The sequence below is a fragment of the Pedobacter roseus genome (genome assembly GCF_014395225.1).
Taxonomy (GTDB): domain Bacteria; phylum Bacteroidota; class Bacteroidia; order Sphingobacteriales; family Sphingobacteriaceae; genus Pedobacter; species Pedobacter roseus.
The window spans coordinates 82,815-108,690 of the sequence record NZ_CP060723.1; the positions used below are offsets into that span (position 1 = coordinate 82,815).

The window sequence follows — 25,876 nt, forward strand, 5'->3', positions numbered from 1 at the left end:
CTTAACAACATTTATCACCGGAGATTGCCTAGCTCGCTGCACGCTAATATAGATACAGTGAAAAAATATAAGGTTCAATCAATTGCCGTTGAGTTCAAAAAAATGTTATCCTTTTTGGTATTTTGCCCTTAGATAAAATTGTAAGAAGCTGCAAAATCTCTACTTATGTCAAACGCTACCAACAGACCAGATGATTATTACATCAATACCAATGAAATCATCGAAGATTTTCATGAGCACATCAAGCCAGAACACAATAAAAGAATCCTATTTTCCGCCCCTTTCGGAGCGGGCAAAACCTATTTCCTAGAACAGTTTTTCAAAAAACAGGAGGATTACATACCCATTAAACTCTATCCGGTCGATTATAGTGTCTCCAGCAATGAGGATATATTCGAGCTGATCAAACATGATTTGCTGGTGTACCTTATGGAAAACTTTAGCCCGGAGATTGCCCTTGAAAAGCAAGACGTCGACCTGCTAATCGCAGGAAAGCTGTGGTTGGATTCAAAACTAGATATTTTCCCATTCCTGCCCGCCTTGGCAAAACTGGTTCCCGGCGCGGAGGCCATAACTGAACTCACCGCCGAGCTTAAAAACACGTTTAGTCAGATCATAAAGCATAAAGCAGATTTAGGTCAGGATGAATTAGAAACCATCATCAAATACCTCGCGCAGGAAAAACTCCGGTCCGGATCCATCAGGGAGCTGGACGGGATTACCGGCCGCATCAGAGAGTTTATTCAGCGAATCCGAAAGGCAAAACAGGGCAAAGAAATCATCCTAGTCATCGATGATATGGATAGGTTAGATCCCGATCACATCTTTAGACTGTTCAATATCTTTACCGCGCACCACGAAAGCCAGACCGAAGAAAATAAATTTGGCTTTGATAAAGTAATTTTCGTTTGCGACATCGTCAATATCCACCACATATTCGTCCATAAATACGGCCCCTTAGTCGATTTTCAAGGCTATATCAATAAATTTTACTCCACAGCGATCTATAAGTTCGATTTCAGGGAATTTCTGAGTGAAAACCTGGCTAGTTTTTTCATCAAGAATGTCATGACAAATATGGGACATAATATTCCGGCCTCACCAAACTCTATTGCCAATATCTCCAGCCGTGAGCCCAAGTTTGCCGAAACACTGCATTATATGATGAAGGGATTGATTACCATCGACTCCATCAAAGTGCGCAACTTTACCAAACTCAGCACCTACGAATACCCCATGGGACAGTTTAGAATCGTAAGCGGCCGAACTTTTTATGACCGCGATTTTCCATTTCTGGTGCTGATACAGGTCTTGAGACAATTTTATCCCCGCATAGAAGATTTACCAGTTGAACTTCTACGACTGTCCAAGGAATTCAAGTCCGATTACGGACAGGCCGAAGAAGACCCCTATGACGATACCAGCGCCAAATTACTGATCAAATGGGCAGTCCCGTTTGTTACAGCGGATTATAAGGTATTAGACAAAATTGACAAGACTAAACATATCCAATTCCAAATTGTAAATGAGCATAATAAACTTGTGAAGGGTGAATTATCCCGTTCAGTGGAAGGCAAATATCATATGGGAAAGCTGACGACAAGCTCTTTGGAGGGAAAACTTTACGTCAAACGGCCCAACCCATACTGGTATCTTCACCAAGCGCTTTTGAACTGCCTCAAAAACGGAATCGTCCGCGACTAAGAAATCAAAATAGGTCCCCCCTGATTCAAAGAATCCGACAAAATGCTTTAAACCCGCAATTCCCCAGGCGGCTTAACCTTTCATCGGCATAGCCTCTTTTATCGGACAAGCATCCTACTGAAATTTAACAATGTGGCCATTGTTTTGAAATCCATATAAATATGATAATTTAGTAAAATCGGAATATTTCTTTATTGCGCTTCTCAATACCTTCAGCAGTCTAAGATGTCCGGTTTAATTTTGATTGCTTTCGATGAAAAAATACCTAGACGACAAAGCGGTAGATGATGCCGCAGATGATAAGTTTGGCCATCTGAACTTAGCCAAACAGATTTCCGAAATTATCAAAGAACAGACAACAGATCTGCCCATCAATATTGGTTTGTTCGGAAAGTGGGGTGTTGGGAAATCAACCGTCATAGAACTGCTTGAAAAAAATGTTCTGGCCAAAGACATTGCCAACGAAGACATCTGCTTCATACGGGTAAACGTCTGGAAATACCATTCGGTAACCAGCATCAGAAACAAGATCTTCTACCAAATCGGAAAAGTGTTAGATGTAGAGGAAAAGGTCCGGTCGATATATGAAAGCTCCACCACAACCTCCAGCAAAACCAACTACAAAGGCTTTTTCGAGACGTTGTTTGGCAATCGTTTCTCCAAGAACAAATTTGAGAATTATGCTGTAACAGCGATTTTGCTCGTTACTTTTTTCATCGCACTCTTCTGCCTTCACAAACTCATTCCGCAGTTGGGCTTAGTGGCCAGCCAAGGCATCTCCATACTGGTGTCGGTAGGCTTAACCAAGCTCGTGTTTGACAATTTCATGAAGACCTTTGTCCATACCACAGCGGTCGTTTCCAAGCCATTTGAATCCGAAGAACAGTTCGAGCATGCAGTCATTGATTTATTCAATGCAGAAAAATTCGTCAAAATGAAAAAGATCCTCTTTATTGATGATTTGGACAGGTGTTCCTCGGATAAGGTATTGATGACACTGGAAACGATAAAGACCTTTCTGCAGATCAACAATTGTGTCTTTATTGTCGCCTGTGATCAGGATATGGTCAAAAAGGCAGTTATCGATAGCAATAAGGATTTCAAATATTCCGATAAAGACGGTGCGAACTATTTGGAGAAATTCTTTCAACATTTTATTTATCTGCCTCCCTATTTGCCAACCAATCTCCGGAATTATACCAAACAACTCATCACCGATGCAGGGTTGAGCATCGGCACAGACCTAAGCGATAAACAACTGGATGCCGTGATCTATATCCTAGCTTACCGGGACATCATCAATCCCCGGAAAATCAAGGTATTACTAAACAGTTTTATATTCGATTATTATTCCATTAAAGAAAAGGAGTCGGACATAAACCACCCATTGCAAACGGGCTATATCACGCAATTTCCTGAAAGACTGGCGATTTTAACCATCCTGAAGATCGATTTTCCACTTTTTACCAATGACTTAGTCGTCGATCCAACACTGGCCTCAAAGCTTGCTTACAACGATTCAAATATAGATTCACTAAAGTTTCAGAAGCGTTATTTTTCCGACATTCAGGAAAACGAAAAGGACTACCATAGCCAATTGTTAGCCTATCTGTTCTTGGTGAAGGATTGGGTTCCAAGGGACTTTACACCATACCTGTTCGTTGCCTTGGAAACTACGGGATTCAACGAGCTTTCAGCTGCTGACCATTCCAAATACATGCGGTTGGTGCGGGATGGGAATCAGCATATTTTCCAGGAGATTGAACGCCTGGAAGAAACAGACCGAAACTTAGCCTGCGCAACCATCGGATCATTGCTGGACTCATTGACCAATATCGTCGAGCGGAAGAATGCCACAATCATCTTCAGCGAAGTCGCTCAACGGTATCCTGAAGTTTCCAAATATATTCATTCCCCTCAGGTGCTTTATGCCTTTAGGTCCAATTATGAGTCTTGGTTCGAGAAAGATGAAGATTTCACCCGGATAAACAGTTTTGGTCTGATCAATTTGATCATATATGCTTATAACCATGCACACATCGAGCAGGGTAGGGCACTGTTGAATGCAACTACGAATTTTAACAAAGTAGAATTCTCAAACCTATTTTTCCTGCTTCGGTTTATCGGTAAGGATTATTTTCATACGATCGAATCCGAAACGTTAAAGGACGAAATTGAACCCGTTTTATTGTCAGATATCCCTGAATCTTTAACAGTTGAAAACTACAGATCAATTGTTCCTGATTTTTTAGGTGTCACCATTAGCGGAAAGGAATTTGCCCGATACTGCCACCCCATGATGATAAAACTGGCCAAGATTGTTGGCGATGAATATCTCGCTTTAAAAACCGAAACAGAAAAATCAGCCGATGACCTCAGTTTTTTTGTGAACTTTTTCAATTATCTGCATAACAATGACCTGGACGGTCAGATCGTCATCTTTCTGGGTAAACTGGCCCGGAGGCACGAACCACTTTACAAATTGTTCGTCACCAAGTTTCAGGAGCTGTTTAAGGCTAGCAAGTTAATCGCGGAGTATCTTTTTACCAATGAGGATATTCTCTATGAAGATGAGGGGGACGGCGTTTTTCTCGAACTCATTCTTCGAATCTGTTCGGCCAGAATCTTGTCAAGGAAAGGGGAAGGAGCACCAGAAGTCAACAAATCGGTATATCCTGTTCTCGATCATGCCAACAGATTTTTGGACAGCTATAACTCGGAACCGGTCAATCTTGCGATGATGTCCTGCTATAGAAATATTCATCTTGCTCGAGGTCTGCAAAAACCATTGAAGCAGGAATTTATAAGGGATATGATCCTAAAAAATCCATTGATCACCCGTGTAGAGACGAACCTCACCATGCTCCTGGATCTTGGGGCAAGGGAGTACAGGGCCCCTGAAATCAAATGTGCAATTACCCAGCAATTTATTGAAGCGGTATCCTCTGAGCTGGATAACGTCGAAAAAGTGGAGGCGTTTATCAAAAAATATCCGGGAATGATAGATACCTATGATAAGCGTTTTACGGCAAGCCAGGTTTCCGAGATGTTCAAGGCCAATAAAACTGAGGCTGCCCCTTTATTTGGTAACCTGTTGAAGGCCATGCTGTCAAACTTGCGTAAACCACTGGATTTAAAATACATCAGCGAGGCAATTGCCGAAGAAAAAAGTCCTGCACATGTCACATTCTGCCTGGGTATACTGACGATGGAGGTAAATTTTACCAAGCCGACGAACCGCCATCTTGCCGAAGTGCTTCCAAAGATCATTGGCAAGACCACCTTGAAACCCAGTGATAATGTCCGTTATTTTGATTATCCCCAAATTCACAGGAGCAGAATGCTCGAGGTGTTGCTGCTACATACTGATCTCACCTTTGATGGTGATGCCTATGGCTATATCCAATCGAAAGCAATCGGTTTGACTCATCTCAAAACCAATAAAGCCAGACTCAAGCTGCTGGATGCCCTTATCATGGAGAATAGCGTCAGAGACAGACCGTTGGAGCGGCTGTATACCGTGTTCATCATGACTTGCAAGCTTGTGAGATCGACCTTTGGCGAGGGATTTTCATCTTTGCTGGATTATTTTACAGCCATCGTCTATAAAATACTCCAGGACAAGCGGTCTACACTAAAGAGCGAGCTACAGACCCTATTTATTCACTTCCAGGCAGGTTTTAAAGCAGAAGAATTTAGGCTCGAAAGGGAAGAACAGCTCAAGCTCGATGAAATCTTGGCTACGGTGCTAAAAGTCAATCCGAAGCTTGGCAATAGAGCCAATAAGCTCCGGCAAACTTTTAGGATGACCAAGTCTTAATTTCATCTCAAGTCTCCCTAAGCGCCCATTGCACCCTCACCAGAAACAGGTGTTTGCATGGAAAGCTGACCCATGCAAAATGATGCTTAAATTTAGACATATTTAACTAGGCCCTTAAATATCCCTGATCGTAACAATGAAATACAATTTAGAAGTACTGCACAATAAAGATTTTGAAGAGCTGGCAAAAGACCTGCTGGAAGCGGATTTGCCCTGGATCAAACTGCAGTCGTTCCGTTCCGGTAGAGACAAAGGGATCGACCTGAGGTATGCGGGTGATCACGAAAACGAGCTCATCGTCCAGGCCAAGCACTACCTGCGCTCGAAATTTGCTGACCTCAAACGTCAGATGAAGCTTGAAAAAAAGAAGATAGATGCGCTGAACCCAAGGCCAAAAAGATACATTCTTTTTACCTCATTTGACCTGGGGGTAGAACAGACTGATGAACTCGTTCAAATGTTTCAGCCCTATTTGAAGAATTCCCAGGATATCTATGGACTGGGCAGAATCGAATCGCTCATTGCCTCCCATCCAAAGATCGAAAAAAGACACTATAAATTATGGCTCACCAGCAGCAGCGTGCTGGAACATATACTACATAATGGGGTGAGCGGGCGCTCGGAATTTGTGGCATCCAAAATACTGATGCGTTCCAAGCTATATGTCCCCACCCAGAACCTGGACAGGGCAGTGAGCAAACTCAACGAGAACAAAGTATTGATCATCACCGGGGAGCCCGGAGTCGGCAAGACAACCATTGCCTACCAGCTGCTGTACAATTTACTGGCGGAAGGCTTCGAACTGGTCAACATCGATGGCAGGATAGACGATGCAGAAGATCTGCTATTTCTACACCCCGAAAAGAAACAGGTTGCTTTCTTTGATGACTTCCTGGGTGCCAACATCGCAGAAATCCTCAATCCCCGCAATTCCCAGAACCACCTGGTCAACTTCGTGGAGCGTGTGCGGGATACCAAGAACAAACTGCTGATACTCACCACCAGGACCACGATCTTAAACCAAGCGAACCAGCATTACTATAAATTCAAAAGGATCGGGACCGAGGATGAGCTTAGGTATAGTGTGGTCATCAAGGATTATTCGAAGCTCGACAAAGCCCGGATTCTTTACAACCACATCTATCACCTATTGCCCAGCGACAATCAAGAGGTCTTTTTTGAGGATAACTATTACAAGAACATCGTCAGCCATGAGAACTTTTTTCCGCGGCTGATCGAATTCATCACTACAGCGAGTTATCTCAAAGGCAGAAATGTGGTCTCCGCAAGGGCCTTCATCCAAAAGAGCCTGGATCACCCCAGCGAGATCTGGGAGCACGCCTACCGCGAACAGCTCAATCCGGAAGACCAGTTTCTAATTACGACCCTTTTCAGCTTTGGCAAGAATTATCTGGAGATCGATGCGCTAAGGACTGCCTTCAACGCCAGATATGATTATGAGATCAAACATAATGGATTTATGCGCAAGACCGATGCCTTTGGTATCTCGCTCTCCAATCTCGGAGACGGATTTATCAGTACCTACATCGATAAAAACGATACCTCCGTTTCCATCAGTTTATTAAACCCCTCCATCGCTGACTTCCTGCTCAATTACCTACAGGAACGGCCCGACGAGCTCCGCCGGTTATTCTTTTCTGCAACTTATCTCGACCAGATCACTTTTTACTTCGGTGAAAGGACGCAATCACTGCGCATCCCGGCGGCAGAAACCGGGCATTATTTCAAACGGTTCATTGAAATTTCTGCTCAGCTCAAACTGCTTGCGGCTGATAGGCTCAGCCTGCCAATGCAGCTGGTTTACGTGCACCTGCACTTATTCAAAGAAAATACCAGCGCGGATACACTGCTTGAGCTCCTTGGACAGGTTCAGTTCAGCGATTTTGCCATCTCCGATAACCGGTATTATCTGATCCTAAACGAACTTGAGGAGTTTCCTGAGGTTCAGCGCTACATCAGTGAGAACTGGTTTGACTTTTTAGTATTGGCCATTAATGTCGCCTCCGACAGCACCAGGATGAATGTATACTTCTCCCATTTCAAAGCGCTTGGAATTGATGAGCTCATCTGGAGTGAAAACCCAGAATTCCTGGATGAGCTGTTATACGTCTTAAACCGGGAATTCGGTCATCTGATCGATGATTTTGACTATTCTTCGGTTAGGGAAAATGCATTTTTCTGGGACGAAGATTCCAGTCCGGAATATGATGAGAATGATGTCGTAAACGTTATTGAACGCGAATTTGACAATTTTCTGGATGAATATGAACTCTCGCATTATAAGGATCTTTTTTGGGAGCGCATTGATTTCGATGCTTCCCGTGTTCTGACCCGGCAAGTAGAGAACTGGAATGATTACAGTGACTATTCCAACGATTACGCCAGGGAGAGCCTAACCCAGTCTCGGGAACAGATCAGCCCGGATTCGGAGATTGATCGGCTGTTCGAGCGCTGATTGCGTAATAGAATAAAGTAGGGTGCTAAGGATTTATATCGAACTGGTAAAACATTACTGGCATTCGTTCCCCCGAAAAAAAACTATCTTATTAAATGATTTATATTTAAGCAGCTAGATAATCCATGTATCCCATATTGCCACAAAAAACAGGACTTCCCATAGATCGTCAGTAGTTCACATGCCGAAATCCCCAATAGTCTACTCGTCAATGTATCCGCATTAGCTGGTATAGATTATAAGCGAACATATAGCATAAGTAAAGCCAAGAAGAACGGAAAAATGCAAATACACCTTTTAAAGAAGCTATACCTAAAATGTATCATGCAAGGCCAAACAAAAATCCCTAAATGCAAGCTCTCGCTGTGTTTTGCCGGTAGGCCCATTATAGGGTTTGGAATGGAGAAGAGAAATGGGCTCGATTAGTGAACGAATTTTGAAGAATTTTTTTTTGATAATCCACCCAAAGCAAGTACTCATGCAGTATTCCGAACCAGCCTCTTAGCTTATTTGATAAAAACAGTTCACATGCATCCCAAAATAAGCTTATTTTACAGAATGTACGTATATTAACCTAAAACTCTTTTAGTGTATATCATGCTAAACTAAAAACAAATTGACGCTCCATGACCCAAAACCCAACCGTTTACCGCATCAATCGCAGACACCGATTGCTCAGGTCCCTAAAGGACAATACCGCCATCATCAAATATATCCTGGCCAGCAATCCACTCAAAAAGCAATCGGTCACCGAAATCCTGGACCGACTGACCACCTACGAGACCGAACAGCACAAATACTCACTTTTCGTGGACAATGGCCATGAAGCCGAATCGGATTGGAAGGACTTTTTGCCAGAGGACCTCACGATAGACCGCGATTTTTCCCAGCAACTCTTATCGCTCGTACTCTTTGTCGAGACCAGCATTGACTTACTGGTCATCGTTGGAGGAAGCGCCTTTCGCATCATCCTTCCTTATATCGATGAGTCTTACGGACTGAACACCTACAGCCGCATCATGACCAGGGATCAAGATGAGCTCATCTCTATCCGCTCCCGCGGCATCACCGGAAATAGGGTAGGCATGAATGAACAGTTTCGAAAAGATTTCCGAATCATGGACTTCATCAGGTTTGGGAAATTTCCGGTGGAGATACAACTCAGACTTTCCAGAACGACCACAGATACTCATTTCTCCTACCTGAAGACCAAGGCCAACGAACGCGTCCAGATCACCGTCAGCAAAGGCTTCAAGGTCAAAAAAGCAATTGATTTCGATGCCCTGGACGACCTGGTGAGCGAACTCAACTACATACAGGAACTAGCGCCGTCAGATTACCTAAGCTCCTATGAAGAGGTCACTGACAGCGGTTTCATCAGGGATCAACTTTATCCCTTACTGATCCAGCAGCTATACAACGACATACCGTACATTAACCGCACCGTTGATGAATACCAGCCCCATTTTGAATTTGATTTCTGTGATCCCAACAATATCGAAAAGTTTTACGAGGCGGACTACTACATATTGAAAGCAAAAACGGACGACGGAGGTCATAAACAATTTGGGAGGGCAGAGCACAAAGATGAAATTTACCTCAAAGTCATGCGGCACGCGCTGACGCAGGTGGGCGAAAACGATAAGTTCAGCCTGATGGTCTTTCTTCAGGGCGTTCGGGTGACCTGTTACCACAACAATAAAAAAAGTGTCGGTTCCGCCTTTCTCTACCATTTCAACGCGGAATTCCACCTCGACCAAACACCCTATTTTCTCATTGATACCAAATGGTTCAAACTGCGTGCAACCTTTGTCAATGAACTGCAGACCGATGCCCTCCATATCTTCAGGGCCAATAAGACCCCGAAGACAATCCTGGATCTGCCATGGGACAAAAAAATCTTGGCCACAGAAAGAGACTACAACCTGAGCTACCAGGGCAGGGCAGGCTATATCGTCATGGACACCTTTACCCCAGATGGTATTGAACTCTGTGACCTTATCCATTATGACAAGGACAATATCTACCTCATCCATGTCAAATACGGTTTTGGAGGACAGATCCGTGAGCTGACCAACCAGATTATCCTATCGGCGCGAAGGCTAAAATTCGATCTGGCCAGCAAAGAAAAAAAATGGCTGGAGGAAGCGCATGCCCTAGCTGAACGGGCCGGCCATGTCCAGGGCCTATCCTTCGAGGATTTCAAAAGCCTCTTTGTGACAAAGAAAGTAAACTATGTACTTGCATTTTGCTCGCATCTTAAAGATGATTTCTTAGTGGAAGACCAGATTGAACGCTTCAAGTCCAATATCGCCAGATTTTCGCTCATCGAATGCTCGAGCGATATGAGGCAAAGCTACTTCGAACTTTACGTCGCCCAGATCAGCCGGAATAGTCCGGGATGATAACAGCAGCCCGAGTCCGTTGAAAGTCGCGACCTGAGAGTATTTCAACAGCAAGATCCCCAAACGATCACTGAAAGAAAAGCTTTGGGTTATCAGCCTAATTTTGAAACACCAAAATCAACAACCCCATCAAACCACCAAAATATCTTTGAATGAATCTAGGTGATATCGCCTTCGATCCTATAGTTACAGAAGTGAACAGCCTAACTGAAGCGCTTGCTTTAGCTGAAAAATGGAAAGCGGAAGGCAAATACGATCTCTTTAGGGGGCAGGCCCAGAACTGGGAAGTCGTTTCCTCACTCCATAGGCTTAATGAAACGCAGTATCTCGCTGCCAAGGACCGAATAACCATGTTCTACCATTTCGCTTCCGAAAACAAAATACTACAAAAGCACCTAGGCAAGGTTGATGAACTTTTTGCCATCGCCCAACATTACGGCCTGCCCACCAACTATATCGACTTTACGACAGTACCAGAGGTAGCCGGTTATTTCGCCACGCACTCTGCCGCTAACCAGCCCGGTCAGCAGGCCTGTATCATTTGCGTAAATTCCCAGGACTTCGCCAGCCTAGTCGAGTTTGCTGAATCCTACTTCAAGAAGATACTCAAAGCCAACGAACTGCGTCCCTGCTTCCTCTCGGTTTCTGTGGCGAACCTCTGGCGGCTAGAAGCCCAGCATGGACAGTTCCTGTACACCCCATTTAAAGGAATCGAAAATTTCTACCAGTTCAACCGGATTCTTTTTTCTTACCAGGAGCCATCGAATGCCATACAGGACAACGACATTTATCCCGATAAAAAGAGCATACTTGAGATGAATCTGGACCATTATTTCGAGGCCGAGCGCAGAAGCAATAACATGACCTTTATCAAATCCCTACTGCCGGCTCAACAGGTCAAAATACTTCCGGAGACGGACATGTATGAATATGTAAGTAAAGGAATGCCCAGGCACCGTTCCTGGCAAAGGAAAAAGATTAGAAACTGGCTGGAATCCTCACCAGAAACCTGGTCGAGCTTTAACCGGAAACATATGGTTACCCTGGATATCCTTCTAAGCGACATTCGAGCGCTGAATCTCAACAACTACATCACCCAGTTGACCGATGCCATCAACACGCTGAGCGAAAACCGAAACGAAGCATTTTCCATACATGTTACAAGAAACAAGATTCCATTCGCCAAAAAACTGCAGCAGCAAATCGACTTCGGATGCAACCTCATCTGGGACGGTATGCGGTTGCTGCCCTATAGCAGTGCGCAGATTGCCGTAGCTATCATTCGCTTTGTCTTCATGGCCGCCATCCATCATAAAAACCCAATTCACAACTTTAATCCGCTGATTCCCGATAAAGTATTGGTGGAAATGACCAATGGGGATGGCGCCCAAAGCAGGGCGCAAGTGTGCGGTTATGGGATATTATGGGCAAAGCGCAACTCGATAGCGAAATATATCAAAGAGGGATTGGAGGAAGATATTGATAGCAATCCCGTGGCACTTGTACAACTCATCTATCATCCGCAGTACCTGTTTCGGTTCGAGAAGCTGTGCGAGCTATTTTCAGAAAACGTCATTCCTAGCCAGATGGTACTTGAACTGGACGCTGAACATCCGACGGTTTATTTCAACCCCGCACACCTCAAGGTATTTGGACTGGCTTAATCTGTTCTAAGATAATGGAGACACTCTGCAGATAAACCCGTTCAAAGGCTGCGCTGAGAAGAATAGGGAAAAAGGATCGAACATTTGTTAACTATCAGCTAAGAACTAATCCGGAGATTCCGCTAGGAGTTATCAACTCGTTTCGAAATTTAAGGTCAGTCTGTTTTTGTCCAGACTGACCAGTCCAATAAACTGATAATTAATATGCTATAAATGAGTTATGTATTTTCTTGGAATGGTCAATCCGCTATTGGATTACTTGGTCAGTGTGGCCGAAATCTCCAGAAAGCCATCAAGTTTATTTGATGTCATTAAGGCCATAAAACTGAACTTAGATGGAAAACCTGGTTTTGGTAATAGGGTAAGAATATAGCTATCTTTATCGTGTACATAAATGTTATCTCTTTTAAGTCGAAGTATTATGAAGGATGAAAGGGATACCCTTCCATTTGTTTTAAAAACCATTGCTGCAGAAGGTGAAAGCCGTTTACGGGGATTAGACCAATTGGCGGATATTATCGAAATCGCCTATGCACTATTTCAAGATAGTGTTCTCATTGATGAAATTGGTGATCCCTTTGTTAGACTATTAGAGCAGAAATCGGTCTATGAGAACTTTAATAGGACTTTGATAGAGACAATTATAGCTGAGTGTAGGTTTTATGCAAAGGTTGATTTTAATGGGGCTTTTATTACCGTCGAGAGTAAAGGAGTTGAAAATAGTTTAAAAGACTTAGAAGTGATTTGGCTTGTTGTAGAAGGAATAAGAAAAGATAGCACCAAGAAAGACGCAGATATAATTACAGTACCCAGAGAGGTAAAAATTAGGATGTTGGCGCAGCTTTCTGCCATTCTTCAATATTTCCTGGCTACCAGTATTAGTCTCATCGCTAGGGTAAGGGTCAGGCAGCTTGAGGAGAAGCTAAAGCAGACTTCAGAGGAAAAAAAGAGAGAATTTTTGCTGAGATATAAAACAGAACTGCTAAAAAAGGATCATGGAATTAAAAAAGTCCATGAAGCGCTTATTAAGGTTATAGATTTAGAACTCGATTTAATTAGGAACCTAAACCAAATTGTTCCGCCCCTGGTATCTGCCCAGATTGAAGATGTCGAAGTAAATTCAGCCTTACCGGTTAGTGCCGACAAAGATTTCCTTTATGAGCTTTCCATTTTTCACTTTCCATTCAAAGCTATTATTGAAAAGGACAAGCATCTATTAACTGCACTCAAGGAACAGTTTGCCCATCTTAAATCCAAACCTAAATTGCATTGGTATTTCAACCAGTTTATCAGCGATCAGGAATGGGAAGAAAATTGTACCCGGACCCAGGGATTAAGCAAGACCGATAGTAAGGAAATAATAGCAGCGAATTTTATTCCAACTTCCGATACCGAGCGCAGGGCGGAGGAGATCATCCGTGAATTTGATGGTATGATTGCGAAGAATGCAGTTGATCCGAAATATTTCGGGAGGTTTTTAAGGGATACTTTGATGGTAAAAATCTTAAGCTCGATAGATGAGAAGATATCTGAACTCAAACAATATGTATTCCACGATGCCAATATAGATAATTATAAGCCTTATGCTAAAGCTTCGGCAAAGGCGATTTTATCTGAGCTAAATAAACTTGAGCTGCCTGTTCTCAAACAGTCTATCCTGCAAAAATTATTATCGTTATCAATAGAAACAGATCTAGGCCTTGCGATCCAATTTTTCGGGGAACATAAAAATGATCATGGCGAAATCACCAAGCGCTTTAAGATTTTAAAGGTATTGGCTGATGAATATTTTGCTGAGGCGATGGAAGACTTAAATAGAGTAGCTATTATGCAGGGGAGCCATTGGTTCCTAAAATCACAATGTTCGACAGGATTAAAAGGGAATTGGATGTAGTGGCCACAATCTATCAGTCACAGTATTTCCGCCCGGAAGAAGGAGAGCTTTGGCAAGGAATCCCCATACTGGATAAGAATGGTAGGAGCGGGATCGATGGCCAGTATATTCAGCACATGGAAATTTTCTCCAGCACCGAGCTATTTAATATTCAGGAATTTAAAAGAAACATTACTGAGCGATATGAAGCCACAACCAATCATGTATTACTTTTAAACCAGTTACGAGAGATCAGGTTAAAAGCTGCGGCAACTATAGACTTTTACAATAAGCAGCTAACAAAAGGTAATCAGATTGTAGATGATTTTTTGGAGGATCGTGGCCGTCCAGCCAAGGAATGGATTCATGAGAGTGAAAAATATCATGCCTTAGTCTTCGTATCAGACTACTTTGTAACTAGTATTGATCTTGGCGTGGAAGTTTCGGATTATAAACATTCACCCGGTAGAAGTTTGGCATTTAGATATATTGCCAGTAATCAGTTTCTTGCGGAAATATGTCAACATATTCTGGATTTTATTGATCTTTTTGGTCTCGGGAAATCGGAGGTCAGTAAGGGAAAAATCTCTGTTGAACTTTTGCCTAAAAATCTTTTCAAAGACGGCTCAAAATCCAGTTTGTATTTATCAGCGCTAAAAAATGTTGAACCTCCGGTAGTAGATCAGGAAGGGAATTATATACTCGGGGAACGTAAGAAGGGGGCTGTTGTAGTCTGGATGGATAAATTAAGTAAATTAGGGAAAGTCGATTTAAATCTTTCCAGGCAGCAAAGAACCGATTTGGTTAATCGTCTCGTGCCAGGTCTTAACATCACCTTGAAATCGCTTTTTAGTAGTACCAGCGGATCCCAACAGCATTATGAGGATGAATTTGAAAAGGTGCTAAAAGAAATTTAACTTCCTTATCTTCCTTTGGGAAATTAAGGAAGTTAATAGTTCCGACCTTGGCTGCATAAATAATAATTGCACCAATGGGAATGGAACTTAAACAATTCATGGAATTTTTTGATCATGCAGAAAAGATTGGATTATCTTCTGCCATGGTATGTTTATTGTATCTGATCATTAACCGGATATACGGTTTCTCGCTAAGAAAACTTCCTTTAAAGATTACCAGAAAATACTTCCCGGATGGGACCTTGCAAGAGATCAACGAGGAATATCGCAAGTAAAATACTTAAATGAAACGGGGATGTAGACAAGTCTATATCCCCGAAATCTAAATTAACGCTCTCAAGGTCTAAAATATAATCCTTTCTGGAATAATCCAAATTAAAAGCTATTCTTTTTCTTTTATATGTAGCTCACTTTTTAACGATTTTTCAACATTGGTTTTAAACTCTACCTTTCGGTGTGAGCCGTTTTTTAAGCTCAGTAGGCGGATTCTCTGCTCTTAACACATCATACTCATGAAAACACTTACAATCTGATTGCTTGAGGGAATGTTCCCTGATGGAAACCTCAATATGATCTAATCCGTTTTCATCAAGAGCTTTTCGGATATGTTGCTTTAAGAACTCTCCCATAGCAGTTCCTCCAACGGTGAATTCGCTGGGATCGACAATGACTTTCATCAGGTAGTTCTGTAAATCTATATGCTTGTCGCAGCCCCTAACTGTAAACATCATACGCGAGCTGATATTTTGCCAGGTTTTATAGTCCTTCTCTAACGTCTCTAGGTTATAAATATACCGTCTTTTCCATGTTGGAATTTCATTCCAATTCTGAGGGTTAAACCGGGTTACCAGTAATGGGTATTCATCTAGCTCCAACAATATCTCAGGTTTAAGCAAGAATAATACCGGTCCATAAATATTATCCCTTTTATGGGCAATATGGTTGTCTACGCCGTCTAAAAATACATCATCCCATATACCATATATTTTATCTATTGCATCACTATCCTGTTCTGTTTGCACCAAGCCGTTATCTTCCACGTATTTTCTGGAAAGTAAAGCGCCCTGTTCGATGAAAGTCTGAGAAGTTGATAAGGTATTGGCATGGTAAAGATATTCTACATCTTTTTCCTTTAAAATTTTATAAACCTCTTCACCACTCTGGTGATATCTGTTTGTAAATTTTGGATCTAAATCTTTTTGGGCCAAAGCCCAGTTGTTTATCAGCTCTGCTATCTCATTTTCAGGTGTATTTTCATTAATTTCAACTACCTCGATGTCCTGACTTTTGCAATACTCTAAATCGATTACTTCCAATGTTTGCGCTCTCGCGAAAACTATATCCAAATAACCTAAATGTTTAAGTAATTCACCGCTTAACATGAATTTGCTGCTATTTAGAAATAGACAATGTGAGGTGCCGATTTTATTACGCATTTTAATAACTTCCTCGCCTGGAAGATCATGTTGGATATTGACTCTCGCATTTTTTTTTAACCCGGACCAATCTTGATCATTGTATTCAAGGAGCGAATTCTCATCAACTAAATTAACTATTGCTCTTTTGCTCATGTACAAAGGTGCGGAAATGAATTTTCTTGTCAGTATTTTTAATCAAAATTTGCGTTGCAAGTCAATTTTGACAGGCCGTCTAATTTTAAACATGCTATAGCTCGGGAAACAAATAGATGTTAGTCACGCTTTCGTGGTATCGCTTGTGTGGTGGTAAAAAAACAGATATTTCTTTACTTTACACTATGCACGAGAAGAAATCAGTACAAAAAAGGCTAGCAGATTTTCACCAGATGAATATTTGGAAAAGTTGGGCAAGCGGATCAGGAACCTTCGTATCGCCAAGGGTTATTCTAATTATGATTATTTTGCTTATGACCATGATATTGCTAGAACCCAATGGGGCCGTTATGAGAATGGGAGCGACCTTCGCTTAACTAGTCTATTGAAAATTATTGCCGCTTTTGATATAGCTTTAGAAGGGTTTTTTCTGAAGGTTTTTAACTAACCTATATTGAGTTTGATTATTCGTAAATTTTTTTTAGGTTATTTCTTTCAAGAAAGCTATCAAGATCATTATAAAATGTATTGCCATTCCATTTGTCGATGTGGGCTGCTACCACTTTTACCGAACTTACGTCGTATCCTTGCTGGGCTAAAAGGATCATATTATTGTTCTCATTTAGGCTGCTTAATATGTTTGCAATCTTTTGGCCATCGTCAGGAACAATTGCGAGTGTTGTAATATGGAAGGCATTATTTTTTTTATCAAGTGGTTGGCCTATGATGAATTGATAGTGGGCAATAAGCTCTTTGGCTTGCTGGAGATCGAAGGTCATGATTAGATTTTTGAATGCAATAATATAAGTATTTATTTGAGCGAGGTTTTACCCGGCTTGTATTTTATGGCGCAGTTTTCTTTGGAGCTTTCTCATTTTCCTTTTTCTGGTCTAATTCACGAAAGATTTCATCTGTTCTTTCAATAAATCTTTTTGCAAATTTTTCCATTATCTCGGGGTCAAATTCTTTTTCAACCTCGCTCATTGCGATAAGCATCGCGTCATAGTTAATTGCTTTGACCTCGAGGGTGACCCTTTCAAATAACCTATTGTTGTAGTGTTCCACGAAGCGTTCGATATCTGCGGCAATGGTTTCAAATAAGGCTGAAAAACACTTGGAAAAGGTATCTTCTTTTGAATCCGTTTTGTTTTGCATGATTTCGGGAAACCATTTAAGGAGCTTGCTTTCGAGTCCTTGAATGGAGTTGAAGCAATCTTCAAAGTTTTTTATTTCTGCCAGATGGGCAAATTTGTTCCTGATTTCTGCAAACCTGTTCAGTTTTTCTTTTTGTTCCTTTGAGTAGTATTTTACCTCAGTAAGCAATTCTACCTTTTGATTAAAAGATAATGAGCTACTTCCCATTCCGAAGAGTTTGGAACTTGGCCGCTCTATATCCATTAGATAACAGACTTGGTTGGATATCATCTGTTCGATAGCTACCGAACATTCGACGACAATCGCGCGTTGGTGGCTTAAATTACTTAACTGTTTTTTTGGAGATTTAATTTTGATCATGTCCTTCGCCTTGAGCGGTAATTGAAGCAATATAAAAATATCGTGAGGCTAAACAAAATGTCATATGATTGCGGGGTTCTGATTTCATTAATTTGTTTGAGTTATAATGGGATAACGGTATCTGGAAACCAATAAAATATAGCTATATTGTTTGAAAAAATGATGGAGCAAAAAAAGCTAGTTATACCCGGTGGAATGTATTTTGGTGTTACCGAATTACCGAAAAAGGAAAACGAAAATCAAAAGTTTGAAATTGATCTTTTTGATAATCATCCCAGTAGAATAATAGAACTGACAGATTACGATGACTGGAAACAAACCTCCGGAGAAGTAATGTTGGCTAATCATATTGAGCTTTTGGGTCGGGCGATCAAAATCAATTTTAAGGAGTTGTTTTAGTAGTATAGCTGAATTTTATGTTAATAGTAATAGTTTGGACGAGTTAGAAGCACAATCGAAGAAATTAAAGCAATTGGTTGGGAAGTATGATCCCGATGTATTTGTTGGAAGAATCACTACGCTGATCAAGACCATTACTATGCCCAGTCAAAAGCATATTTATGCAGGTCTTATCTCACCGTTTCGCCAGTTGATATACCTGATGAATCTGAATCTAACCTCGCCTATTGAAGAAGTTAAGGATTTGGATTTTCCTCAGCGGGATTGGGACGGAATAAAGGCATACCTGCGTTCTATTAATACCATTTATGACCAGACCTACGGTGAGCAGAAGGTTTTATCTCAGCATTTGGATGAGGAACAGTTTGTTCGAAATGCTGTTTCGCTATCAACTTATACCGCTTTTTTTCACCAGGGGCCACTTAAGTTTGAGGAGCAGGTGATAGAGAAAATTTTAAGGGTTTTTAAGAATATCCATCAGGAACTGGAGGCAGAGCTGGGATTGAATCCGGCAGACTTTATCGCTATTTATGATGAATTGGATAAACTCTGTCACCGCAAGCTTAACCGCGCGTGGGATAGGGAAAATAAAGAAGAAAACGAATATCTGGATAGTATCCAGTCAGGTATTAAATTGGGAAAATACTCTTTCAGGGAAGGTATGGCTACGGTGGGAGAAAAAGATATGGAACTTATGCAGGCCTTGACTAATCCAGCCGCGAGTCATTATTTTTCTTTAGCTGATCTGGAAGGGAAATGCGGCACCGAAAAGCTTGCTAAGTTCCTTTCTTACTTTTCACTTCGAAGGGAGCATAATGAGCGATTCCTTTATTTTAGTGGAGCAAACCAGTTGCTTAAAAAGCCAATTTACCGGATGGGGGATGGACAGTATCTGGTTATTGATTATAAAGTACTATTGGATGCTATTTATGAATTTTTAACTGTTACTGCCAAGTCTATTTTAAAGGATAGCAACCGGATTACTAGGGTGAGGGACAAATATTTGGAATTGAAAGTTACTGAACTTTTTAAGGACTTTTATTCCAGGGATAAAGGGGCAAGGTTTTATGAGAACTTTCATGTCGATGGCTCGGAACATGACCTGCTTATTCTCTCAGGTAAAACTGCAATCATTGTTGAGGTTAAAGCAGGTAATATCCGCGAACCTACCTTTGATCCTGGAAGGGCTTACGATAAGATCAAAAAGGATTTTAATAACACCATAGGGTATGGGTATGAGCAAACCTTCAAGATAAAGGAGTTTTTCCTGGACAGAGCCAATTTTGATATAACTGATGATGAAAATGTGTTTTTAGAAACAATTGATACTAGGCCATTTAAGCAGGTGTTTTCTGTTGTGGTGACGTTAGAAAAGTTCGGACATATTCAGAATGATCTCTCCAAGATGCTTTCCTTATTTGAGGATGATCGCTACCCCTGGTCGGTATGTTTGGATGACATGGAAATATTTTTATTGGCGATGAAGAACAAAAATATGACCATTGCCGATTTTCATCTGTTTTTGAACCTTCGGCAAAACCTGCATGCCAATTTACAGGCAAATGATGAAGGAAGGGTAACCGGATATTTTTTATCGCACAAGAATTTTTTAAAGATGAGAAAAACGCATGGCAAATATAACCCGGTCCTGGACGATGATCTTATTTATGATAATCTTTATAAAAAAGTATTAGGATTTAAAGATGAGCGGAACGTAGAGTTTAAGACCAATCCTGGTTATATCCATCTGATGTAACTGTTGTCTTATTGGTATTGTTTATCCAATTAAACCAGAAAGCCCACTTTATTTGGCGGGCCTTCTAATTTTTTAGATTTTACTTGGTAATTTTTGGTGGAATCTGATTGCCTGCTATAAGCCACGTATCTGATAGAATTCCTCCATGTTTATACTTAGCTCATTTGATAAATGGTACCACTGATCGATGTCTATGTTTTTTAACGGTGTATCGCTATTAAGTACTTCCACTAAATTTGTTTTGCAAGGAATTGCCGCGTCTTTGGTAATGATGAAAGGAACATATTCAAGTGCTTTTATCAGCTCTTTGATCGGTTTCCCAGTTCCATCCAAGCCTCTTTTTAGGAAAAGCTCTTTGCCTATTTCAAGCTGCTGGCTAAAGAATTCATTTAGATGGACTTCCTTAGCTGCCTTTTGATAAATTCCGTCAAATTCTTCCAGCACTATCGCTTCCACATCGGCTTTAGCAGGGAGGTTATTTCTTTGTAAAAACAGCTCTGCACTGTATTCTTCACCATCTGTTCGTTCTCTGCTGTAATTATATAACATGTTAAAGAGCATAAAACCAAGTTCCCCGTTATCGATCATTGCATTTACCCTATCGCCCCAGGTAGCAAAATTTTTGTTTTGTATGGGGATCTGTTTTAAAAGCTTGCTGGGAAGGTTAAGTACGATAGTACACATGCTGGTGGCAATTTTAAATGCTTCGTAGGCAGATGTTATTTTTAGGTGGCTTGCTATCAGGTGTATGACGCTATTATAAAGCGACAAATCCACATTATAAAGCAAGTCTCTTTCAACATACAGTTCCCGCTTGAATATTTCTTTTTTCTTGTTATCTCCATTTAAAGTCTCCAGGTATTGATTGTAAACCTCGAATTCCTCCCAAACTGCATTTACTTCAAGGATAGAGGCTATTGACAGAGGTACTCGATTTATGGGAAGATGATTCCTAGTGCTAAATTTCATAAACACTATTGGCCTATTTTCCAATATCTTTCCCTGACTATCAAAACGAATGCCTGCTGAGATATCAAATCCCCAGGTGTCCTGGCCGGGGTGTGCGTGACTGCATTATAGGTTTCTGTAAAGTATTTATCGAAATGAAGCTGGTTCTCTCCGATTTTATAGGTGATCATTTTATGGAACTGTTTTTCATCCCTGCCAAGTTTGGCATTCACCGCCTCTGAAAGCTGGAGGATTTTGCTCTGGCCCCATAATGTGCTTAAATGATCAATATTATGGCGCATTTCATGGTACAAAATACTTCGATTATCGGCATTGTCTTCCTTCGATGGGTTTATCTGGCTTAACTGGTGCTGGGTTATGGTATTTAATGTAATACAAAATGCCGTCGGTGAGTAATGCGCTATAGTGGTATTGATATTGGGGAATAGTGTCCCAATCTGATATTTTTTCATTGTTGAGGTCGAAATTTTGATAGTAAAAGTTTAATAAATATAAAGCTAGCAATAATATGATTCGTTTCACAAGCCTGTTAAGAACAATAGGTACTTTTGATATGACCTAAGAAAAATTTTTTCCTGAAAGATTTTAATGCTCTTCTGGAACCGATTATTTCAATTGTGCCAATGTCTTAAGTATATCCTCTAAAACTCCATCTAGATTGTCTACTATTTCCTTTCCCATCACCCGGAATACATTTATTCCATGTTTGGCAAGTTCTTCATCAATCAAGCGGTCTTTATCTTTGTTTTTTTTGCCTCTGTGGAAAGAGGTTGAATCGCAAAAAATTGCCAGTTTTTTTTCTGGAAAATATAAATCCACTTCAGTGATGAGCTCATCGCCTTTGATAAAGACTTTTTCCTCTATCATATGGTAGTTGTCAAATATTTCGCCGTTCTTAAATATAAGGGTCTGGATTACTGGAAAGATGTTCTTTGATGCGAGGCCTTGGATTAGAAATAATTCAATAGGAGAGTCGCACCCCCAGATTCTTCTAGGGGTGACGTCTTTAAATGGCTTGAAAAATCTTTTGATCCTATATTTATCATATTTTCTAGCTGCCTCAGGATCAATATCTTGCGGCCCCATCATTGGAATATCCTCATCTTTTATATCTAATGGAAGTAAGTAGGTTTCAAGTATAAAGCCAACCGTGTCTGTATACATTTCTGCTTCAATTCCGAAAATGAAACTAATATGAGCATAAAACCCTTCATATACTGCCTTAAAAGGGGACAAGTCGGTGTAAACGTAGCTATTTTGGTTAAGTTTCTCTAGATTTATTTTCTCTACGAATTTGATATTGGTAACCTCTGGCAATCCACGTTTTTGTCCAAGGACAAGAGATATTGCGTATGGATACGCGATCAATGAGTTATCTTCTTGTTGTCGAAATGTATGAACATTGGCTACAACATGAATAAGCTGGAATTGAGTATTTCTTGCCTTGTAATATTCAATTTCTTTTTTTGATTGCCTTAAAAAAGAATTAGGGGATAATATTGACAAACTGAATAATATTGACTTCCAGAGGAAGTTGGATCACGGAGAAATTGTAAGGGTTTTTAGAAAGTATGACACTTTTGATATAGCTGATAGGAGACACTTGCTAAATTTTCTGCCATTAAATACCGTTAACTTTCAAACTGGGGATATTTCTCTTAAACTGGACAGTGCATTATCAAAAATATTAATTTCTGAACTCAAAAGCTGATACAAATGAATTTCACCGAGCGTAAGATCTCTGTTAAACGGGCTATTGTTGTTTTAGCCAAGAATGGCATCTATGTGGATGATAGTGAAGCTGGTATTATTTTGGATTTCTTATATCTAATTTCTAAGAATTATTCAGGAAATCAAGATGGAAGAACCTATAATATCCCGAAAGAGACTTCGAACAAGTCAAAATCTGCATCAAAATCTTCCAATGATGTTTTTTAGACTATTCTTGTTTTAAGTCTAAGGACTTAAAAAGTAATTTTCGAACTGATATTAGTTTAAGCGTAAAGTTTTGACTAGTAGATTTTTATTGTCAAAAAAAAGGAAACAACCATAATATGGTGTTTCCTTAAGTAGAGTTAAGCTTCAATAGGTCTAACTTTTATGATGATTGTGAAGCAGTGGTAAATTTTGAGAAAGTGTTGAATAATAAGGTAGAAGGACAATACAGAAAGAAGAAATCTTAGAGCACGTTTTTCAATGATATTAATTTATTACAAGCTTTTCACTGTTAGAAATTAGACCTTCAAATAGTTGTGTTTTCATATGGTCATTCAAATTCGTGACTACACATTTATGCCTAACCTTTGTAATTTTCCACCTAGGAATCCCTATAGGGTATGGAAATATTTCACTATTTTTTTCAACTAGCATACTTTGAAGTTTGATGCCTCTTGTAATAACATGTTAGTTCGGTTGTTCCCTTTATACTTGTGATATCACGGAATATTCTACATCTCCTGAGGTATGTCCGTGGCCTTACAATAAGCTACGCCAAGAGAATAATGGCATGCTCCCAGCTCATCCATATCCTCGAATGCCAGTCGCGGGTTTATTCTGCATTGCTCTGGTTTCTGCTGTCTTCGCTCATGAGGACAGAATGTATATTGCGGACAGCGATGTTCATCATCACCCTTGATAAAAGATTGATAATAGTCTACATGGCACAGCAAGACCCTTAATGCATTGCTCAAGGAATCCTGCCCGAGATAGGTCCCTGAATAGTCCTTCATATAATCATCATCATCAACGAGTTCATAGGCCATATCGCACAGCGGTACATATTCTCCCATTCTATGATGTTCTCCGGCAAATGTGAGATCCACTTCGAAAACAGGATTTTCTATCCTCCTTTTATAGCCTTCCAGCATTACCGAGGTTAGATGGTCTACTGCTTTTTTGAATGAGGAACGATGCTTGAATATGCCTGCGATTTCTTCTAGTGTCTCTTTTAGGTATTCTAATTTTTTACTAAGGATATATGAAACTGTATCTTTCTTCTTTTCTATGAATTTCCTTTTGTGCTTGGCAGTTTTTAACTCCGTTACAAACTGAACAAACATCTGTGCCGCATTCAGGTAGCTCAAGGAAAGCGATGTAAGCTCAAGCATATCCCTTTCTTTTATCCTTGGATAAATATGCTTAGCCACTTTCTCCATCAAAAGATATTCAAATCCTAATTTAGACTTCCGAGGTACTTCTTTGTTTAGAAGCCTGGCACATTCGCGCTCGAGGTTAGAAGCCAATCCTTCATATATGTAAAAATGACCGAAGTAAACCTGGTCTATTAGCCTTTCACCTGTTACCTTATCCAGGTATTCGTAATGGACCATTGGAATTGACATCTCCATTTTATCGTCAGCATATGGCGCGTAGGCCTCTATGTCTACATTCTCAATTTTGTCAATATTATATACGATCCTATCCTCAAAATTAGAGGCTGCTCCACCCATGATTGTAAAAATCGTACCATTTATGCCTCTCCACATCGTAAGTTTTTCTCCAGAAATCTTTTCTACTGAACTACTTTCTGGAATATTCACGAACTCGGTGAATATTGCTCTATTGATCACCTGAAAATAGAAGGTAGTTATGCCCACCATCGTACTCACCTCATGCACGTAATGTATGATTTCATGATGGATCACCTCCTGATACTTTCTCTGGATAGCCAATTGGTCTTCAACTGAAAAATCATGCCTTATGTAATCGTAGCTGGGAATGTCTTTTTTCCTAAGCTCGGTTTTAATCATTATAAAGAATTTATTCATTAAATACTTTCCCAAATAATTTGGCCCGATGCTATTTAGTATATCGGCCAGTTCTTTTTCTGTTGTGCTTTCCATTTGCTTAAGGGTGGAATCCGAATGAGTTCCTTCTTTGGTCATAATAAATATAGCGGGCACGGAAATGCCTTTCTGAGGTTATGGGATGCATGATCAGGGTCTTGGGCTTTGCCGTTCCATATTCTTTTCTTTTTCTTGCCTTGATATTAAGGAAATGATAGGACAGCAATGCCGAATAGGCAAACCGCAGGCTCCAATCATCAAAACTTATCAAAGGGATATCCCACCTCGCTCCTTTATAGGTATCAAGATGGATTTGCTTATTGTGCATATCAATCTGGTATTCTGAATGTGCGAATGCATTTCTTAGCGAAGTAAGAAAGCCGTTGCTAATCACATTTGCCAGTTTTAGTTTCTTTCCAGCCAATACATCCCTGATATCCATCCTGATATAAGTATGCCTGCTCATCTCAGGAACCTCGACCTTCCAGGGGTAACTTGCGCCGCTAACCAATGTCGCCAGCCGGTATAATTGGCGCAAGAATGCCTTAGCCTCCCAGATATGGGTATAGACCATCATCTCAATTGTTATCCGATACTCATCATCCGGAATAGATGTCTGCCCAGAGGGAAAGCCATATTGATTCTTCATGAACTCGATAAAAAACCTCAGCCTTGACTCATCCTTATATCTATCTCCTCTATTGTCAATCGTATATGGATTAAGGTTCAGCGAGGAATTTATTGGCCTTGCATGGAACTCCCCTTCAGCAAGGAACAATAGATAGTTATGCTCCAATGATCTTGCCGAGATATAGTCGAATGCCTCTTCGATTGCATCCTTGACCTCTTGGTCTATTTTACGAAACTTCTTTAGCGTAATCATCCCTATAGCCTTAGATTATTTGAAACAGGGATAAACGCCAAGTGGCCTCCTAACTCGAAAGCTAGTTTTGTATTTATTGTTATCATTCGGAGCGTAATTATATCCTAAAGTAACCAATTTCTATTATATCTGGCCCACC

19 protein-coding genes are annotated in these 25,876 nt (G+C 40.6%); 11 read left to right on the forward strand and 8 right to left on the reverse strand.

All coding sequences use genetic code 11. The features are described 5' to 3' along the window. The first annotated feature begins 165 nt into the window (after positions 1 to 165). The 8 genes from H9L23_RS00395 (at position 166) to H9L23_RS00430 (ending at position 15,134) form a co-directional block, all read left to right on the forward strand. Positions 166 to 1,704 (forward strand): P-loop NTPase fold protein, encoded by a 1,539-nt coding sequence (locus H9L23_RS00395; protein WP_187593119.1) that lies wholly within the window; start codon positions 166 to 168, stop codon positions 1,702 to 1,704. 253 nt (positions 1,705 to 1,957) lie between these two features. Continuing rightward, positions 1,958 to 5,524, forward strand: coding sequence for a KAP family P-loop NTPase fold protein (locus tag H9L23_RS00400; protein ID WP_187593120.1), 3,567 nt, complete (start codon positions 1,958 to 1,960; stop codon positions 5,522 to 5,524). Positions 5,525 to 5,660: 136 nt separating this feature from the next. Further along, positions 5,661 to 8,000: an nSTAND3 domain-containing NTPase gene (locus H9L23_RS00405; RefSeq protein ID WP_187593121.1), complete on the forward strand. Its 2,340-nt coding sequence runs from the start codon at positions 5,661 to 5,663 to the stop codon at positions 7,998 to 8,000. 626 nt (positions 8,001 to 8,626) lie between these two features. Continuing rightward, positions 8,627 to 10,405: a DUF6119 family protein gene (locus tag H9L23_RS00410; RefSeq protein WP_187593122.1), complete on the forward strand. Its 1,779-nt coding sequence runs from the start codon at positions 8,627 to 8,629 to the stop codon at positions 10,403 to 10,405. A 152-nt stretch (positions 10,406 to 10,557) separates the two neighbouring features. After that, the gene (locus H9L23_RS00415; protein WP_187593123.1) at positions 10,558 to 12,069 is read left to right on the forward strand and encodes an FRG domain-containing protein; all 1,512 of its coding nucleotides are present in this window, start codon (positions 10,558 to 10,560) and stop codon (positions 12,067 to 12,069) included. 421 nt (positions 12,070 to 12,490) lie between these two features. Beyond that, positions 12,491 to 13,963, forward strand: a complete 1,473-nt coding sequence (locus H9L23_RS00420; RefSeq protein ID WP_187593124.1) for a hypothetical protein — start codon at positions 12,491 to 12,493, stop codon at positions 13,961 to 13,963. After that, positions 13,930 to 14,859, forward strand: coding sequence for a hypothetical protein (locus tag H9L23_RS00425; protein WP_187593125.1), 930 nt, complete (start codon positions 13,930 to 13,932; stop codon positions 14,857 to 14,859). Before H9L23_RS00420 ends, H9L23_RS00425 begins: the two co-directional genes overlap by 34 nt. A gap of 98 nt (positions 14,860 to 14,957) precedes the next feature. Further along, positions 14,958 to 15,134: a hypothetical protein gene (locus H9L23_RS00430; protein ID WP_187593126.1), complete on the forward strand. Its 177-nt coding sequence runs from the start codon at positions 14,958 to 14,960 to the stop codon at positions 15,132 to 15,134. Positions 15,135 to 15,296: 162 nt separating this feature from the next. On the opposite strand, the gene H9L23_RS00435 is transcribed toward H9L23_RS00430, so the two are convergent. The 3 genes from H9L23_RS00435 to H9L23_RS00445 form a co-directional block, all read right to left on the reverse strand. Then, entirely contained in the window at positions 15,297 to 16,430 is a 1,134-nt protein-coding gene (locus H9L23_RS00435) for a hypothetical protein (protein WP_187593127.1), read from the reverse strand. Between the two features lie 464 nt (positions 16,431 to 16,894). Continuing rightward, positions 16,895 to 17,209, reverse strand: a complete 315-nt coding sequence (locus tag H9L23_RS00440; protein ID WP_187593128.1) for a hypothetical protein — start codon at positions 17,207 to 17,209, stop codon at positions 16,895 to 16,897. Between the two features lie 64 nt (positions 17,210 to 17,273). Then, positions 17,274 to 17,792: a hypothetical protein gene (locus tag H9L23_RS00445; RefSeq protein ID WP_187593129.1), complete on the reverse strand. Its 519-nt coding sequence runs from the start codon at positions 17,790 to 17,792 to the stop codon at positions 17,274 to 17,276. Positions 17,793 to 18,104: 312 nt separating this feature from the next. Here H9L23_RS00445 and H9L23_RS00450 point away from each other — a divergent pair, with 312 nt between their 5' ends. Both H9L23_RS00450 and H9L23_RS00455 read left to right on the forward strand, forming a co-directional pair. Continuing rightward, entirely contained in the window at positions 18,105 to 18,344 is a 240-nt protein-coding gene (locus tag H9L23_RS00450; protein WP_187593130.1) for a hypothetical protein, read from the forward strand. Between the two features lie 34 nt (positions 18,345 to 18,378). Further along, entirely contained in the window at positions 18,379 to 20,100 is a 1,722-nt protein-coding gene (locus H9L23_RS00455; protein WP_187593131.1) for an NERD domain-containing protein, read from the forward strand. A gap of 114 nt (positions 20,101 to 20,214) precedes the next feature. On the opposite strand, the gene H9L23_RS00460 is transcribed toward H9L23_RS00455, so the two are convergent. The 3 genes from H9L23_RS00460 to H9L23_RS00470 all read right to left on the reverse strand — a co-directional run bounded on the left by H9L23_RS00460 (position 20,215) and on the right by H9L23_RS00470 (position 22,575). Beyond that, positions 20,215 to 21,069: a hypothetical protein gene (locus H9L23_RS00460; protein WP_187593132.1), complete on the reverse strand. Its 855-nt coding sequence runs from the start codon at positions 21,067 to 21,069 to the stop codon at positions 20,215 to 20,217. Between the two features lie 5 nt (positions 21,070 to 21,074). Further along, complete coding sequence (locus H9L23_RS00465; protein ID WP_187593133.1) at positions 21,075 to 21,521, reverse strand: hypothetical protein; 447 nt, start codon at positions 21,519 to 21,521, stop codon at positions 21,075 to 21,077. A gap of 154 nt (positions 21,522 to 21,675) precedes the next feature. Then, positions 21,676 to 22,575, reverse strand: a complete 900-nt coding sequence (locus H9L23_RS00470) for an endonuclease domain-containing protein (protein WP_187593134.1) — start codon at positions 22,573 to 22,575, stop codon at positions 21,676 to 21,678. A 210-nt stretch (positions 22,576 to 22,785) separates the two neighbouring features. On the opposite strand from H9L23_RS00470, the gene H9L23_RS00475 reads away from it, so the two are divergent. Further along, entirely contained in the window at positions 22,786 to 23,007 is a 222-nt protein-coding gene (locus tag H9L23_RS00475; protein ID WP_187593135.1) for a PTS sugar transporter subunit IIBC, read from the forward strand. Between the two features lie 509 nt (positions 23,008 to 23,516). Here H9L23_RS00475 and H9L23_RS00480 read toward each other — a convergent pair. Both H9L23_RS00480 and H9L23_RS00485 read right to left on the reverse strand, forming a co-directional pair. Continuing rightward, positions 23,517 to 24,911: a hypothetical protein gene (locus tag H9L23_RS00480; protein WP_187593136.1), complete on the reverse strand. Its 1,395-nt coding sequence runs from the start codon at positions 24,909 to 24,911 to the stop codon at positions 23,517 to 23,519. A 4-nt stretch (positions 24,912 to 24,915) separates the two neighbouring features. Then, positions 24,916 to 25,737, reverse strand: a complete 822-nt coding sequence (locus tag H9L23_RS00485) for a hypothetical protein (protein WP_187593137.1) — start codon at positions 25,735 to 25,737, stop codon at positions 24,916 to 24,918. Positions 25,738 to 25,876 lie beyond the last annotated feature (139 nt).